Source organism: Citrobacter sp. On2M (genome assembly GCF_018035235.1).
Classification (GTDB): domain Bacteria; phylum Pseudomonadota; class Gammaproteobacteria; order Enterobacterales; family Enterobacteriaceae; genus Citrobacter; species Citrobacter meridianamericanus.
On the sequence record NZ_WPCV01000008.1, the window covers coordinates 98,915 to 115,223 of the forward strand.

Annotated in this window: 17 protein-coding genes; 9 read left to right on the forward strand and 8 right to left on the reverse strand. The window is 53.7% G+C overall.

Annotation, left to right across the window (positions count from 1 at the left end; translation table 11 throughout):
* The first annotated feature begins 68 nt into the window (after positions 1 to 68).
* Genes fdnG through fdhE form a run of 4 tightly spaced genes read left to right on the forward strand, consistent with a single transcriptional unit; the run spans position 69 to position 5,592 of the window.
* The gene (fdnG, locus tag On2M_RS23215) at positions 69 to 3,119 is read left to right on the forward strand and encodes a formate dehydrogenase-N subunit alpha (RefSeq protein ID WP_151224153.1); all 3,051 of its coding nucleotides are present in this window, start codon (positions 69 to 71) and stop codon (positions 3,117 to 3,119) included.
* Between the two features lie 12 nt (positions 3,120 to 3,131).
* Positions 3,132 to 4,034, forward strand: coding sequence for a formate dehydrogenase O subunit beta (gene fdoH / locus On2M_RS23220; RefSeq protein WP_106107909.1), 903 nt, complete (start codon positions 3,132 to 3,134; stop codon positions 4,032 to 4,034).
* Positions 4,031 to 4,666 carry a formate dehydrogenase cytochrome b556 subunit gene (fdoI, locus tag On2M_RS23225; protein WP_003028686.1) on the forward strand — a complete coding sequence of 212 codons (636 nt, stop codon included), beginning with the start codon at positions 4,031 to 4,033 and terminating at the stop codon, positions 4,664 to 4,666. The genes fdoH and fdoI overlap by 4 nt, the downstream gene beginning before the upstream one ends.
* Positions 4,663 to 5,592, forward strand: a complete 930-nt coding sequence (gene fdhE, locus On2M_RS23230; protein WP_187254014.1) for a formate dehydrogenase accessory protein FdhE — start codon at positions 4,663 to 4,665, stop codon at positions 5,590 to 5,592. Before fdoI ends, fdhE begins: the two co-directional genes overlap by 4 nt.
* 36 nt (positions 5,593 to 5,628) lie before the next feature.
* On the opposite strand, the gene On2M_RS23235 is transcribed toward fdhE, so the two are convergent.
* Positions 5,629 to 6,003, reverse strand: a complete 375-nt coding sequence (locus On2M_RS23235; RefSeq protein ID WP_187260235.1) for a type II toxin-antitoxin system VapC family toxin — start codon at positions 6,001 to 6,003, stop codon at positions 5,629 to 5,631.
* Positions 6,003 to 6,245 carry a CopG family transcriptional regulator gene (locus On2M_RS23240; RefSeq protein WP_187254043.1) on the reverse strand — a complete coding sequence of 81 codons (243 nt, stop codon included), beginning with the start codon at positions 6,243 to 6,245 and terminating at the stop codon, positions 6,003 to 6,005. Before On2M_RS23240 ends, On2M_RS23235 begins: the two co-directional genes overlap by 1 nt.
* A 196-nt stretch (positions 6,246 to 6,441) precedes the next feature.
* Between On2M_RS23240 and On2M_RS23245 the strand changes: the two genes are divergently transcribed.
* Positions 6,442 to 7,350: an alpha/beta hydrolase gene (locus On2M_RS23245; RefSeq protein ID WP_210905512.1), complete on the forward strand. Its 909-nt coding sequence runs from the start codon at positions 6,442 to 6,444 to the stop codon at positions 7,348 to 7,350.
* A 150-nt stretch (positions 7,351 to 7,500) separates the two neighbouring features.
* Here On2M_RS23245 and fabY read toward each other — a convergent pair whose 3' ends face one another.
* The 6 genes from fabY to On2M_RS23275 all read right to left on the reverse strand — a co-directional run bounded on the left by fabY (position 7,501) and on the right by On2M_RS23275 (position 12,225).
* A complete protein-coding gene (gene fabY, locus On2M_RS23250) occupies positions 7,501 to 8,442 on the reverse strand; it encodes a fatty acid biosynthesis protein FabY (RefSeq protein ID WP_003825286.1) in 942 nt (313 codons plus the stop codon).
* 44 nt (positions 8,443 to 8,486) lie between these two features.
* Positions 8,487 to 8,924, reverse strand: coding sequence for a D-aminoacyl-tRNA deacylase (gene dtd / locus On2M_RS23255; protein ID WP_210905513.1), 438 nt, complete (start codon positions 8,922 to 8,924; stop codon positions 8,487 to 8,489).
* Positions 8,921 to 9,793: a virulence factor BrkB family protein gene (locus On2M_RS23260; RefSeq protein WP_210905514.1), complete on the reverse strand. Its 873-nt coding sequence runs from the start codon at positions 9,791 to 9,793 to the stop codon at positions 8,921 to 8,923. Before On2M_RS23260 ends, dtd begins: the two co-directional genes overlap by 4 nt.
* Complete coding sequence (gene yihX, locus On2M_RS23265) at positions 9,787 to 10,386, reverse strand: glucose-1-phosphatase (protein WP_003028663.1); 600 nt, start codon at positions 10,384 to 10,386, stop codon at positions 9,787 to 9,789. The genes On2M_RS23260 and yihX overlap by 7 nt, the downstream gene beginning before the upstream one ends.
* A 105-nt stretch (positions 10,387 to 10,491) precedes the next feature.
* Positions 10,492 to 11,295, reverse strand: a complete 804-nt coding sequence (locus On2M_RS23270; RefSeq protein ID WP_003847907.1) for a DeoR/GlpR family DNA-binding transcription regulator — start codon at positions 11,293 to 11,295, stop codon at positions 10,492 to 10,494.
* Between the two features lie 33 nt (positions 11,296 to 11,328).
* Positions 11,329 to 12,225, reverse strand: coding sequence for a sugar kinase (locus On2M_RS23275; RefSeq protein WP_151218411.1), 897 nt, complete (start codon positions 12,223 to 12,225; stop codon positions 11,329 to 11,331).
* 166 nt (positions 12,226 to 12,391) lie between these two features.
* Between On2M_RS23275 and yihU the strand changes: the two genes are divergently transcribed.
* Genes yihU through On2M_RS23295 form a run of 4 tightly spaced genes read left to right on the forward strand, consistent with a single transcriptional unit; the run spans position 12,392 to position 16,291 of the window.
* Entirely contained in the window at positions 12,392 to 13,288 is an 897-nt protein-coding gene (yihU, locus tag On2M_RS23280; RefSeq protein WP_151218410.1) for a sulfolactaldehyde 3-reductase, read from the forward strand.
* A gap of 10 nt (positions 13,289 to 13,298) precedes the next feature.
* Positions 13,299 to 14,174: a sulfofructosephosphate aldolase gene (yihT, locus tag On2M_RS23285; RefSeq protein WP_003028656.1), complete on the forward strand. Its 876-nt coding sequence runs from the start codon at positions 13,299 to 13,301 to the stop codon at positions 14,172 to 14,174.
* A 14-nt stretch (positions 14,175 to 14,188) separates the two neighbouring features.
* On the forward strand, positions 14,189 to 15,430 hold the full coding sequence (gene yihS / locus On2M_RS23290; RefSeq protein ID WP_151224149.1) for a sulfoquinovose isomerase: 1,242 nt from the start codon (positions 14,189 to 14,191) through the stop codon (positions 15,428 to 15,430).
* Positions 15,431 to 15,448: 18 nt separating this feature from the next.
* Positions 15,449 to 16,291, forward strand: coding sequence for an aldose-1-epimerase (locus On2M_RS23295; RefSeq protein ID WP_187260238.1), 843 nt, complete (start codon positions 15,449 to 15,451; stop codon positions 16,289 to 16,291).
* The last annotated feature ends 18 nt before the right edge of the window (positions 16,292 to 16,309 follow it).

Sequence of the window (16,309 nt, forward strand, 5' to 3'; positions counted from 1 at the left end):
CACTTCCCTCACGCTCGAGTAACGGAAAAGTGAAGGGAACGTGACAATGTCGAAACAAGGAGCAAACCATGCAGGTCAGCAGAAGGCAGTTCTTTAAGATCTGCGCTGGCGGTATGGCAGGCACCACGGCAGCGGCACTGGGCTTTGCACCCGGCGTAGCGCTCGCGGAAACACGGCAATATAAACTGCTGCGTACCCGCGAAACCCGTAACACCTGCACTTACTGTTCCGTTGGCTGTGGACTGTTAATGTACAGTCTCGGTGACGGAGCAAAAAACGCCAAAGCATCCATCTTCCATATCGAAGGGGACCCGGATCACCCGGTGAACCGTGGCGCGCTGTGCCCGAAAGGGGCAGGACTTGTGGACTTCATCCACTCCGAAAGTCGCCTGAAATTCCCGGAATACCGCGCACCAGGCTCTGATAAGTGGCAACAGATTAGCTGGGATGAGGCATTTGATCGCATCGCTAAGCTGATGAAAGAAGACCGCGACGCAAACTACGTTGCACAAAACGCCGAAGGCGTAACCGTTAACCGCTGGCTTTCCACCGGGATGCTGTGTGCTTCCGCTTCCAGTAACGAAACCGGCTATTTAACGCAAAAATTCTCCCGCGCGCTCGGTATGCTCGCGGTCGACAACCAGGCACGCGTCTGACACGGACCAACGGTAGCAAGTCTTGCTCCAACATTTGGTCGCGGTGCGATGACCAACCACTGGGTCGACATTAAAAACGCCAACCTCGTTGTGGTGATGGGCGGTAACGCCGCTGAAGCTCACCCGGTCGGGTTCCGCTGGGCGATGGAAGCCAAAATTCACAATGGCGCGAAGCTGATTGTTGTCGATCCGCGCTTTACGCGAACCGCAGCGGTGGCTGATTTCTATGCTCCGATTCGTTCTGGTACTGATATTGCATTCCTGTCAGGCGTCTTGCTGTACCTGCTGAATAACGAAAAATTCAACCGCGAATACACGGAAGCCTATACCAACGCCAGCCTGATCGTACGTGAGGATTACGGTTTCGAAGATGGCCTGTTCACTGGCTACGACGCGGACAAACGCAAGTATGACAAAACCAGCTGGAACTACGAACTGGATGAAAAAGGCTTCGCCAAACGCGATGTCACGCTGCAACACCCGCGTTGCGTGTGGAACCTGCTGAAACAGCACGTTTCCCGCTACACGCCGGATGTCGTAGAAAACATCTGCGGTACGCCGAAGGCTGATTTCCTGAAAGTGTGCGAATACATCGCAGAAACCAGTGCAAAAGACAAAACCGCGTCGTTCCTGTACGCACTGGGCTGGACGCAGCACTCCGTTGGTGCACAGAACATCCGTACCATGGCGATGATTCAGTTGCTGCTTGGCAACATGGGGATGGCTGGTGGTGGCGTTAACGCTCTGCGCGGTCACTCCAACATTCAGGGTCTGACCGACTTAGGCCTGCTGTCACAAAGCCTGCCGGGCTATATGACCCTGCCAAGCGAGAAACAAACTGACCTGCAAACCTACCTCGCCGCCAACACGCCAAAACCGTTGCTGGAAGGTCAGGTGAACTACTGGGGCAACTACCCGAAATTCTTCGTTTCCATGATGAAGGCCTTCTTTGGCGATAAAGCGACAGCGGAAAACAGCTGGGGCTTCGACTGGCTACCGAAGTGGGATAAAGGGTACGATGTCCTGCAGTACTTCGAGATGATGAACCAGGGCAAAGTGAATGGCTATATCTGCCAGGGCTTTAACCCGGTAGCATCGTTCCCGAATAAAAACAAAGTTGTGGCTTCACTGTCCAAACTGAAGTTCCTGGTCACCATCGACCCGCTCAACACCGAGACGTCGACCTTCTGGCAGAACCACGGTGAGTCGAACGATGTGGATCCGTCGAAAATCCAGACCGAAGTATTCCGTCTGCCGTCCACCTGCTTCGCCGAAGAGAACGGTTCTATCGTCAACTCCGGTCGCTGGTTGCAGTGGCACTGGAAAGGCGCGGACGCCCCGGGGATTGCCGTTACCGATGGTGAAATCCTCGCCGGTATCTTCCTGCGCCTGCGTAAGATGTATGCCGAGCAGGGTGGTGCGAACCCGGAACAGGTGCTGAGCATGACCTGGAACTACTCCACACCGCACGAACCGGCTTCGGAAGAAGTGGCGATGGAGAGCAATGGTAAAGCGCTGGCCGATATTACCGACCCGGCAACGGGTGCAGTCATCGTTAAGAAAGGCCAACAGCTTAGCTCGTTCGCCCAACTGCGTGACGACGGTACCACTTCCAGCGGCTGCTGGATTTTTGCCGGGAGCTGGACGCCGGAAGGCAACCAAATGGCGCGTCGCGATAACGCCGACCCGTCAGGTCTTGGCAATACGCTGGGCTGGGCATGGGCGTGGCCGCTCAACCGCCGCATTCTGTATAACCGCGCGTCTGCTGACCCGCAGGGGAATCCGTGGGATCCAAAACGTCAGATCCTGAAATGGGATGGGGCGAAATGGAGCGGGATGGATATTCCAGACTACAGCGCCGCCGCACCGGGCAGTAACGTTGGGCCGTTCATCATGCAGCCGGAAGGGATGGGACGTCTGTTTGCTATCGATAAGATGGCGGAAGGTCCGTTCCCGGAACACTACGAGCCGTTTGAAACGCCGCTGGGGACTAACCCGCTGCATCCGAACGTTATCTCTAACCCTGCCGCGCGTATCTTCAAAGATGACGCTAAAGCGCTGGGTAAAGCGGATAAATTCCCGTACGTCGGTACGACCTATCGTCTGACTGAGCACTTCCATTACTGGACCAAGCATGCGCTGCTCAATGCCATCGCACAGCCAGAACAGTTTGTGGAAATTGGCGAGAAGCTGGCGAATAAGCTCGGCATCTCTCATGGCGATACCGTCAAAGTCTCCTCTAACCGCGGCTACATTAAAGCCAAAGCAGTGGTGACTAAACGTATTCGCACGCTGAAGGCCAACGGTCAGGATATCGACACCATCGGTATTCCGATTCACTGGGGTTACGAAGGTGTGGCGAAAAAAGGCTTTATCGCTAACACGTTAACGCCATTCGTCGGTGATGCGAACACGCAGACGCCGGAATTTAAGTCCTTCCTCGTGAACGTGGAAAAGGTGTAACGGAGACGACCTATGGCTTATCAATCGCAAGACATCATTCGTCGTTCCGCCACTAACGGTTTCACCCCCGCGCCTCAGGCGCGGGATCACCAGGAAGAGGTGGCGAAGCTTATCGACGTCACCACCTGTATCGGCTGTAAAGCGTGTCAGGTGGCCTGTTCGGAATGGAACGACATCCGTGATGAAGTGGGCAGCAACGTTGGGGTGTACGACAACCCGGCTGATTTGACCGCTAAATCCTGGACGGTAATGCGCTTCTCAGAAGTGGAACAAAACGACAAACTGGAGTGGCTTATCCGCAAGGATGGCTGTATGCACTGTGCCGATCCGGGCTGCCTGAAGGCGTGTCCGGCTGAAGGCGCAATCATTCAGTATGCCAACGGTATCGTCGACTTCCAGTCCGAGCAGTGTATCGGCTGTGGCTACTGTATCGCAGGCTGTCCGTTCGACGTGCCGCGCCTCAATCCGGAAGACAACCGCGTGTATAAATGTACGCTGTGCGTTGACCGTGTCGTGGTCGGGCAAGAACCGGCCTGCGTGAAAACCTGCCCAACCGGCGCGATTCATTTCGGTACCAAAGAATCGATGAAAACGCTGGCGGGCGAGCGAGTGGCGGAGCTGAAAACCCGTGGCTACGAAAATGCAGGTCTGTACGATCCGGCAGGCGTTGGCGGTACACACGTGATGTACGTATTGCACCATGCCGACAAGCCGAATCTGTATCACGGCCTGCCGGAGAACCCGGAAATCAGCGCCACCGTGAAATTCTGGAAAGGCATCTGGAAACCACTCGCAGCCGTTGGCTTTGCAGCGACATTTGCGGCCAGTATCTTCCACTACGTCGGCGTAGGTCCAAACCGTGCGGAAGAGGAAGAAGACAATCTGCATGAAGAAAAAGACGAGGTGCGCAAATGAAACGACGTGACACCATCGTGCGCTACACGGCGCCGGAACGCATCAACCACTGGATCACCGCCTTCTGTTTCATTCTGGCGGCAGTGAGCGGGATGGGCTTTCTCTTCCCGTCTTTTAACTGGCTGATGCACATCATGGGCACGCCGCAACTGGCGCGAATTGTGCACCCATTTGTCGGCGTGATTATGTTTGCCTCGTTCATCATCATGTTTTTCCGTTACTGGCACCACAATCTAATCAATCGGGATGATATCTTTTGGGCGAAGAATATTCGTAAGATTGTCGTCAACGAGGAAGTAGGTGACACGGGACGTTATAACTTCGGCCAGAAATGCGTATTCTGGGCGGCGATTATCTTCCTGGTCCTGTTGCTGGTGAGCGGAGTGGTCATCTGGCGTCCATATTTTGCGCCTGCTTTCTCAATCCCGGTGATCCGATTCGCGTTAATGCTGCATTCATTTGCCGCAGTAGCGCTAATTGTGGTTATCATGGTGCACATTTACGCCGCCCTTTGGGTGAAAGGCACCATTACCGCGATGGTGGAAGGATGGGTTACCAGTTCATGGGCGAAGAAACATCACCCGCGCTGGTACCGTGAAGTCCGCCAGAAACAGGAAAAGTCATCTGAATGAGTATTCGCATAATCCCGCAAGATGAGCTGGAGAAGAGCGAGAAACGCACGGCGGATATGATTCCGCCGTTATTATTCCCCAGACTCAAAAATTTGTATAACCGCCGCGCTGAACGTCTGCGCGAGCTGGCCGAAAACAACCCGCTGGGCGATTACCTGCGCTTTGCTGCGCTGATCGCCCACGCACAGGAGGTGGTGCTGTACGACCATCCGCTGCAGATGGATCTGACCGCGCGCATCAAAGAAGCGAACGATCAGGGCAAACCGCCATTGGATATCCACGTCCTGCCCCGCGACAAACACTGGCAAAAGCTGCTGCAGTCGTTGATTGCTGAGCTGAAGCCGGAGATGAGCGGTCCCGCGTTAGCGGTGATCGAGAATCTGGAAAAAGCCTCAGAGCAGGAACTGGAGCTGATGGCCAGCGCGCTGTTTGCCTCTGATTTTGCCTCCGTCAGCAGCGACAAAGCACCGTTCATTTGGGCTGCCCTGTCGCTCTACTGGGCGCAGATGGCGAGCCTGATCCCCGGCAAAGCCCGTGCGGAATACGGTGAACAGCGTCAGTTCTGCCCGGTGTGTGGTTCAATGCCGGTCTCCAGCATGGTGCAAATCGGTACCACTCAGGGCCTGCGTTATCTGCACTGCAACCTGTGCGAAACCGAGTGGCACGTAGTGCGCGTAAAGTGCAGCAACTGCGAGCAGAGCCGTGATTTAAACTACTGGTCACTGGATAACGAACAGGCGGCAATCAAAGCTGAAAGCTGCGGTGACTGCGGGACTTACCTGAAGATTCTGTATCAGGAAAAAGACCCGAAAGTCGAGGCCGTGGCCGACGATCTCGCTTCACTGATGCTGGACGCGCACATGGAGCAGGAGGGCTTTGCCCGCAGTTCCATCAACCCGTTCCTGTTCCCGGGTGAAGGGGAGTAAGGTCTTTACACTACCGGGCGGCGTAGGTCGCCCGGGTTACAGTGTATACGGTGTAACCACACCAGATATGCCTGCAAAATCCTTAGTATTTCGCGTAACCAGCGTAAGACGATGAATCTGTGCTGTTGCCAAAATAATGGCATCCGGCAATTTCATCCCATATTCCTGCCTGATACTCACGCTTCGTTCAGCAATATCCTGTGAAACACCGATCACGTTAAATGCGCTCAACGCAACGCGTGTGCGGGATTCCTGATGGTATTTCTTTGCCGCAACCATCACTTCCATCCAAGTGATCAGGCTGATCGCATTCTGTGGCGGCCATGTTTCTATCGCTTGCTTTGCTTCACTCATTCCACTAAACAGGTCGATGAGGATGTTAGTGTCAAAAAGCGCGGATCCTTTGACCATTACCATTCCTCACGAAGTTTGCGTTGGTACTCAACGCCATCTTCCTCACAACCTTTCCAAAGTCCGAGAGCGCTGGAAATTGTGGTTGCAGCCTGATCCTGCCTTTCCAGATACTGCTCAACGGCCTCGCGCAAGAGTTCAGCACGAGGTAAGTTGCGCTGCACCTTGAGATCATCAAGACGTTTAATCACTTCATCTGATAAATCGAGTAATATTCTACCCATATCCATCCCAGTCATTATACTAATATATACCTCAAGTATATCATCAGCGATTAATTTCCACACAACATACACCTGAGAAAAGCGGGAAAATAGCCTTCACGTGAACGATTTTTACTTTTGCGAGCCACTTTCCAGAATCATACCCGCCCCCATTTTCATTCATGCCAATCCAGGTTATAAAACTGTATATCCATACAGATAAGAGTATTTAAAAATGACACTGGAAAGCGGGATTGCGCAGTTAGTTGAGGCATTTATCGCGGCGGGACGTCCTTCTTCCCGTGAGCAGAGTATTGATGACCGGAGAGCCGGCTATATTGCCAGTACGACATTGGCCGGAGAAACAGAAACCCGCGTACAGGTTGAAGATATTGAACTCGATACCATGACATTTCGCGTTGTTTCGCCTCTAAACACTGCGGGAACGCTACCCTGCGTCATTTACTATCATGGCGGATGTTTTGTCAGCGGTGGGTTTGCTACGCATGATAACCAGCTAAGGCAGCTCGCCTGGTTCAGCGGGTGTCGGGTCATTGCAGTACAGTACCGCCTTGCGCCAGAGCATACCTTCCCGGCAGCACATGATGACGCTGAAACCGGGGCCAATATCATCTGGAAGTATGCAGAAAAACTAGGTATTGATCGCGAGCGCATCACACTTGCTGGCGACAGTGCGGGTGGACACCTGGCGCTGGTCACTGCACTACGCCTGAAAGCGGCCAGGCAATGGCAACCTGCGCAGCTTATGCTGATCTACCCGATGCTGGACGCAACCACCAGGTTTGCGAGCTATGAACATAATGGGCAGGATTACATTATCACCCGCGACACGCTGCTTTCGGGCTACGAGATGTATATGCCGAAAATCGACCCGTTGCATCCCGAAGTCAGCCCACTCTGGCGTGAAGACTTCAACGGTTTGCCGCCCACGCATATCATTACCGCTGAATTCGACCCACTGCGAGATGAAGGCGAGGCCCTGTATCAACGTATCCAGGAGCAGGGTGTAGAGTGTACTTGCCAACGCTATCTCGGCGTTATCCACGGGTTTTTCCAGTTGGCAGGGGTGAGCCCGGCGGCAAGAAGCGCTATGCGGGATGTGGCCTGGCGGTTTAGCCAATAAGGGTATTCATGAGTTCTGAAATTAAGGAGGGTACTCATCAATACAACCACCGCCAGCATGCGTTTTTTATCAAAATGCGGATTATGGCGTTTTCATAATCCGCATTTTACATCAGCAAATGTACCCAATATTACATTTCAGCTACAGAAACTACTCTTCCTCATTCCCGCCTTCTTCATACGCGCCAAACGGTTTCGCGGGTAGCACAATATAGGTACCTTCAAACACGACACCCGGCGTGTCATCGCCAAACACCCCGACCTGCATCTGCACACGCGCCTTGCGGCCTCTTGCCAGACGGTCGAGGTCACCGCTCAGCGACCCCAGGTCGGCAATAGCAGTTGGTTTTCCGGTGATCGGCCTGCTGTATCGGATATGCGCGTCGGCGAGGATGATCGTTCCACCCAGATGACGCTCGCGCAGCATCAGCCAGATCAGCCCCCAGCCCGTTAACGTCGCCAGTGAAAACAGGCTTCCGGCAAACAGCGTGTGGTGGGGATTCTGATTGCCTGTCTCGGGCATCGTGGTGATAAATTTCTGCCCGGTGTACTGCTGAATGCGCACGCCCATTTTCTCGCTCAATGGTATATGTTCGTACCAGGCTTGCTGTAGCTGTCCACACCAGTCCCCGCGATGGAGAATATCGTCCAGCGTCGCAATGGGCTTAATCATCAAAAAGTGGCGCACAGGCGTGGTTTGCGGTGTGGTGATTTCCCCCTGGCTCACAAAACCGAGCTTGGCGAAAAATTCGACAGCATCTTCACGGGCGCTACAAGTGACGCGCTTTACCCCTTCCTGACGTGCCACAGACTCCAGGGTCATCGCCATCAGCGTGCCCAGCCCTTTCTCTTGCACGGAGGGGTCTACGGCCATAAAACGTATGGAGGCTTCGTTATCCGCATTGATATACAGACGCCCTACCGCAACCAAATTCCCCTCTTCGTCCACCACCATCTGGTGATGCGCCATCGCGTCCCAGGCATCCCGTTCGGAGCCTTTTGGCTGGTGCAATGGTTTACGCAGCATCTCCCAGCGAAACTGGTAGTAGCGCTCCAATTCTTCTTCTGTTTGCGGTACTCGAAGGTGATACATAGTCGTATTCTCTCTTGTTGTCCGCGGCCATACCGGTAGCTGGTTCATACTTGTAACCAGAACGTCACGGGACCATCATTAACCAGTGAAACCTGCATATCCGCAGCGAATCGACCGGTTTGCGTATTCATTTCCTGTTGGCGGCAACGCTCAACAAAGTATTCATACAGCGCTTCTGCCCGCTCGGGCGCTGCGCCTTTCGAAAACCCCGGACGCATGCCGCGCTCGGTATCTGCCGCCAGCGTAAACTGTGAAACCACCAGCATGCTGCCGCCTGACTGCTGCACGTTGAGGTTCATTTTGCCTTCGGCATCGCTAAAAATCCGATAGCCGAGTACGCGCTCACACAGACGGTTCGCTTTCTGTTCGTCATCATCCCTTTCGACACCTAACAGGACCAAAAGTCCCGGGCCAATTTCACCCGTCACCTCGCCCTCCACGGTGACGCTGGCACGGGTTACGCGCTGAATTAATGCAATCATGGTTGCTCTGCTTCTTCTTCTTTTGCGGCTTGTTTAAGTTTGCGGTATTCCCCGAGAGTGACAGTTATTTCCGCGCCTAGCAAGACGATACACCACGTCCAGTATACCCAGACAAATAAAATGGGAATCACCGCCAGAACACCGTAAATGAGCTGATACGACGGGAACATCGTGATGTAGAGCGCAAATCCTTTCTTTCCGGCTTCGAACAACACGGCGGCCACAAAGGCGCCAATAACCGCGTCACGGTTGGGCACACGCGTAGTCGGTACAATGCTGTAAAGCAGCCAGAATGAGAGCCAGGAAAGCACCAGCGGGAAAATACGCAGGACGTTATCAATCACCGTGTTGAGATCGCTGGCCCAGCGCAGTGACAACAGATAAGAACTGATCGCCAGACTGGCTCCCGCCAGCAGTGGGCCCAGCGTTAAAATCATCCAGTAAACGGCGAAAGAGTAAACTTTAGGGCGAGTGCGTTTACTGCGCCAGATAGTATTCAGCGAATTATCAATGGCATACATTAACAATAACGCTGTGACAATCAGCCCACATGCCCCGACTGCCGTCATTTTATTCGAGTTGGCGACAAACTGTTCGATATAACGTTGAATGACGTCTCCCGTCGCCGGGATAAAGTTTGCGAAAATAAAATGACGTAACTGGACACTGACGTCGGAAAACATCGGAAATGCGGCGAAAAGCGCAAATACGACGGCAATAAGCGGCACTAATGAGAGCAATGAAACGTAGGCAAGATTCCCTGCCAGCGTCGTCATGTTGTCCTCATCAATCCGCTGCCATAGTAGCTTCAGCCAGTCTCGTACAGGACGCGTATGATGCCTGGCTTGCTGCTGAACATTTTTTAGCATAACAACGTCGCGAAATAGTCAGGAATGGTCTTTTTATCGACGACCTGGATACTGGTGATCCCTAACCGGTTAGCCCCTTCAATATTATCGGCGTTATCGTCAAAAAAGACCGCATCGTGCGCAGAAAAACCTTCAGACTGCAGGACGTGCTGGTAAATTCGCGCTTCCGGTTTACGCATGCCCAGTTCCTGGGAAAGGTAAATATGATCAGCAGCCTGACGGATCTCGGGGTATTCATCCGGCCAAAACGTGGTGTGCAGGCGGTTGGTATTTGACAAGACCACCACCCGATGCCCCTGCTCACGCAGCTTTTGCATGATGTCGATAACCTCAGGGCGCAAGGCGACAAACACGGCCTGCCAACCGTGAGAGAACTGCTCGTAACTTAGCGGCAGCGCCATCTCATGACATAACGCCTCGGCGAAAGCTTCATCCGTTATTTCGCCTCTCTCGTGCTGGTGAAAAGCCTCTCCCATGGTGAAACTTTGCTTTAGCGAAGCCAGTGGTACACGGCTTAGATCGCTCCATGTACCCAACACGCGGTTGAAGTCGATATCGACAATCACATTACCCAAATCAAAGATATAGAGCATGCCCTTCTCCTTATTCGCCGTGGATGAATAACTGTAGCGGGAAAGGAGAAGTTTGACTATGCGAGAGTGAAGGCTGCGAACTTATCGGGCCATCATTGGGAAGAACTACACGGCCAGAGCATCATCTTGCGAAGGACTCACCTGCACAATTTCAACCTGCTGTGACTGGAGTAAATTGTGCAATGCCGGACCAGGGTATTCATCAGTAAATAGCGCTGTCACCTGAGACACGTTGCCAATTTCTACTGCGGCAGAAGCCGTATATTTCGTATGATCCGCTGCCAGCAGAATGTGTCTTGAATGCGACATCATCGTTTTCACTACGCTGGCCTCGTTAACATCAAACTCCAGCAGCGCGCCGTCACTTTCGATCGCACCAACGCTGGTTACCAGGTAATCGGCCCGAAAATCAGCGACAAATGCCGAGGCTGAGGGACCAATGATGCCACTGTTGTGCGGGCGTAATGTTCCCCCCGGCACCATGACCTCAAAACGCGGATTGTTATAAAGAATGTGCGCCACGCGCAAGCTATTGGTGATAATACGCAAATGATTATGGTTTAACAGCGCGCGGGCCACCTGCTCGACGGTGGTGCCAATTGTAATGAACACTGTCGAGCCGTCAGGAATGTAGTCAGCCACCGCCTCCGCGATGGCTTTTTTCTCTTCCGTCCAGGAGACTTCACGCTGCTCAAACGCCGTATTCACCACGCTGGAGGCTCTTCCAGCCCCACCATGATGACGCGTAATTAATCCCTGCTCGCTGAGTTTACGAATATCACGACGCACGGTCTGCGTGGACACATCCAGCAGACTGGCCAGCTCGTCGATATTCATATAACCGCGCTCGCTAATCAGCATCAACAGCTGATCGTGTCGCGGGTTACCGGTCAGTTCGGTAAGACTCATGAAATTTCCTCGAAAAACCATTGCCCTGGCATTTTATACAAAAAGTGACAGAAAAGATCGGGTTTGATCACAGTCAGGGATTCCAGCCCTTCCTCCCGGACGCGTGCATTTTAGCGCAGCAACCCCACTGGCGAACCTGACCGCGTCTTCCGGGGCATCACCACCAGCCAGGCTGAACGCGAGCGCTCCGTGGAAAACGTCTCCGGCCCCCGTAGTATCCACAACGTCGACTTTAAATCCAGATTGATGCTGCAACGCATTATTTTTTATCCAGTCACAGCCCTCACTGCCGCGCGTTACATAAACATGTCCATTTGTGAGCGTTTTTGATTTTTTCAGTCCAGCTACAGGATCGGTTATCCCGGTTAAACGCGCCAGACCCGGTTCAGAAAACGCAGCATGATCGCTTAACGCCACCAGCTCACTGATATCTTGTGGCGTGACGTCACCATCCAGTACCGTCATCACTCCCGCCTGACGCGCCAGTGTGAACGCCTCCCTGGCGCCTTCGTGCCAGCGAACATCCGCCAGAACCACATCCCACTGGGAAAAATCGATCTCGTTGAGCCAGCCAGCGTCATGCAGTAAGTCCGGGCTGGGGTAGTTAACGATAATACGCTCCCCTTGCGCATCCACCATAATCGCCGATTGCGAAGACTTTGCCCCCGCATAGCGCCGGGTGTAGCGGGTGTTTACCCCCAGGGACTCCAGCTCCGCCAGCAGGCTATTTCCGGTGTCGTCATCGCCCACACGGCCAATAAAGTCCACCTGTGCGCCCAGCTTCGCTGCAGCCACTGCGGCCGTTGCAGCAGGCCCGCCGCCCACTTCCGTATAACGCTTCGCCACATACTTACCTCCTTCAGTCGGTAAACCTTCCACGTAATAGATGCGATCCATCACGGCAATACCTACACAAGCAATACGAATCATGGTCATTCCTTAGGCGTTTCAAGATGGGATCATTTTAATTTCACAAAATGTTTAAAAAGTGACGGCTGTCAATTTTTTGACCATAAATTACAAATACGATCAAAAACAGACAAAAACAAACGACCTTAAATGACAAAAAATGACATCCACGTCTCAGGAGAACGTTATGGCAGTTATAGCATTTATCGGATTAGGTCAGATGGGTTCACCCATGGCGAGCAACTTGCTGAAGCAGGGTCATCAACTCAGCGTCTTTGACGTTAACCCGGATGCCGTTCAGCGCCTGGTGGAAAAAGGAGCCCAACCTGCCAGCAGCCCGGCTCAGGCAGCAAAAGGGGCAGAATTTGTTATCACTATGCTGCCAAACGGCGATCTGGTGCGCAGCGTACTGTTCGGCGAGCAGGGTATCTGTGAAAGCCTTTCCCCACAGACATTAGTGATTGATATGTCGACTATTCACCCACTGCAAACTGACAAACTGATCGCAGATATGCGTGCCAAAGGCTTCGACATGATGGATTGCCCGGTTGGACGTACCTCCGATCACGCTATCGCGGGAACGCTGTTGCTGCTGGCAGGTGGAACGGCACAGCAGGTAGAACGCGCCACACCGGTCCTGATGGCGATGGGCAATGAATTGATCAATGCAGGGGGGCCCGGCATGGGCATTCGCGTCAAGCTCATCAACAACTACATGAGCATCGCGTTAAACGCCTTGTCTGCTGAAGCCGCCGTGTTGTGCGAAGCGCTCGGCCTCTCCTTCGATGTGGCCTTGCAAGTCATGAGCGGCACTCCCGCCGGGAAAGGCCACTTCACTACCTCCTGGCCGAACAAAGTGCTGAAAGGCGATCTTTCCCCGGCCTTTATGATCGATTTAGCTCATAAGGATCTTGGCATCGCTCTGGACGTTGCCAACCAATTACACGTACCGATGCCGCTCGGCGCCGCCTCCCGCGAAGTCTATAACCAGGCGCGCGCCGCTGGCCGTGGCCGGGAAGACTGGACGGCCATTCTTGAACAGGTTCGCGCATCCGCCGGGCTAAATAAACATACAGATAAGTAAGGACTGAACAATGACGAAGTACACCCTGAAAGATATCACCCGAGCTTCCGGCGGTTTTGCCATGCTGGCAGTCGATCAGCGCGAAGCCATGCGCTTAATGTTTGCCGCAGCGGGTGCAAAATCCCCGGTCAATGACAGCGTGCTGACCGATTTCAAAGTCAATGCGGCAAAGATCCTGTCCCCCTATGCCTCCGCCATTCTGGTCGATCAGCAGTTCTGCTACCGCCAGGTTGTAGAGCAAAACGCGGTCGCCAAAAGCTGCGCCATGATTGTGGCCGCTGATGAGTTCATTCCGGGTAACGGAATTCCGGTCGATAGCGTGGTGATTGATAAAAAAATCAACCCTCAGGCTGTGAAGCAAGATGGTGCTAAGGCCCTCAAATTGCTGGTGCTGTGGCGTAGCGATGAAGATGCCCAACAGCGTCTTGATATGGTGAAAGAATTTAATGAGCTATGCCATTCCAATGGACTGCTGAGCATCATCGAGCCGGTTGTTCGCCCACCGCGTCGTGGCGATAAGTTCTGCCGTGAACAGGCCATCATCGATGCCGCGAAAGAGCTGGGCGATAGCGGTGCCGATCTCTACAAGGTCGAAATGCCGCTGTACGGCAAAGGAACCCAACAGGAATTGCTTAGCGCCTCTCAGCGCCTGAATGAAAATATCAACATGCCGTGGGTCATTCTCTCCTCTGGTGTGGATGAAAAACTGTTTCCACGCGCGGTCAGCGTAGCAATGACCGCAGGCGCATCCGGCTTCCTGGCCGGGCGGGCGGTCTGGTCATCGGTTGTTGGCCTGCCGGATACCGAACTGATGCTGCGTGATGTTTCTGCACCGAAGTTGCAGCGTCTGGGCGATATCGTCGACGAAATGATGGCCCGCCGCTAATAGAGGATCAAAGCATGAAATGGTTTAACACCCTAAGCCACAACCGCTGGCTGGAACAGGAAACCGATCGCATCTTTAACTTTGGTAAAAATGCTGCTGTCCCTACTGGATTTGGCTGGCTGGGAAATAGTGGTCAGGTCAGAACGGATATGGGAACGCATCTGTGGATCACCGCCCGCATGCTGCACGTCTATTCCGTTGCCGCCTCCATGGGTCGCCCAGGTGCATATCAACTCGTCGACCACGGCATTAAGGCGCTGAACGGCGCGCTACGTGACACACGCTACGGCGGTTGGTACGCCTGCGTCAATGACGAAGGCGTGATGGACGCCTCCAAGCAGGGTTATCAGCATTTCTTCGTCTTACTTGGCGCAGCAAGCGCGGTTACTACCGGTCATCCGCAGGCCAGAAAATTGCTGGATGACGCCATCGAGGTGATTGAGAAATACTTCTGGAGCGAAGACGAGCAAATGTGCCTGGAGTCCTGGGACGAGGCCTTCAGCCAGACGGAAGATTATCGCGGCGGCAACGCTAACATGCACGCAGTCGAGGCTTTCCTGATCGTGTATGACGTGACTCATGACCGTAAATGGCTCGATCGCGCACTGCGCATCGCTTCGGTGATTATTCACGACGTGGCCCGTAGCGGGGAGTACCGCGTCAACGAACACTTCGATTCACAGTGGAATCCAATCCGCGATTACAACAAAGATAATCCAGCTCACCGTTTCCGCGCCTACGGTGGCACGCCGGGTCACTGGATCGAGTGGGGCCGCCTGATGCTGCATCTGCATGCCGCGCTGGAAGCTCGCTTCGAAACACCACCCGCCTGGCTGCTGGAAGATGCAAAAGGACTTTTCCACGCCACTATCCGCGATGCCTGGGCACCGGACGGCGCAGACGGTTTTGTCTATTCGGTGGATTGGGACGGCATACCGATCGTTCGCGAAAGAGTGCGTTGGCCAATAGTCGAAGCGATGGGTACCGCCTACGCCCTGTACACCCTCACAGGCGACAGCCAGTACGAAGCCTGGTACCAGAAATGGTGGGATTACTGCATCACCTACCTGATGGATTACGAGACCGGTTCATGGTGGCAGGAGCTGGACACCGATAACAAGGTGACCACCAAAGTCTGGGACGGCAAGCAGGATATTTATCACCTGCTGCACTGCCTGGTGATCCCACGTCTGCCGCTGGCTCCGGGCCTTGCTCCGGCTGTTGCCGCCGGTCTGCTGGATATCAACGCTAAATAAGTAACAAGGTGGGCTGCCATGCATAGCGGTGGAAAAACCATTCATCTTCAGGCCGGACACTACCAGGCAAAAATCGTCACGGTTGGCGCTGGGCTAGCGGAATTGACGCACCGTGGGCGTCATATCGTTATTCCCCACAAACCGGAAGAAATGCCGCTGGCACACTTGGGGAAGGTGTTAATCCCCTGGCCAAACCGCGTTGTAGACGGCAGCTATCACTATAACGGCAAGGATTACCAACTTGCCGTTAACGATCCTGTTATGCATACCGCCATTCATGGATTACTGGCCTGGCGGGACTGGCAGATTAACCAGCAGTCGGCATCGGAAGTGTCGCTGACGATTTTTCTGCCGCCTTCTTATGGTTATCCCTTTGCGCTGGTTTCAGAGGTGATTTACCGACTGGAGGCAGACTGTGGATTGCACGTTTTTATCCACACACAGAATGTGGGTGACGAAATCGCGCCGTACGGCGCGGGAGCACATCCCTATTTGACCTGTAATCTGCAACCCATTGATGACTGTGAATTAACACTCCCGGTGAGTGAAGAAACGTGTGATGAACGATATTTCACCACGCCGCAACGCATTGCGCAGACCGCTATCGATCATACGTTCCGGACTCTGCCACCTGACGCTGAGTGGGAAGTCAGGATGACCTGCCCATCGCAAAACATGTCAACTTTTTTACGTAGCCACCAGCCCTGGTTGCAAGTGTATACCGGCGAAAAATTGGCAAGGCGCGGCCTGGCGGTTGAACCGATGACCTGCCCGCCCGACGCCTTTAACTCCGGAATAAGCCTGATTCATCTCGCGCCCGGAGAACAACATCAGATGCATTTTTTAATCGGCAGTGAATAACAGATTTCCGACAAATTA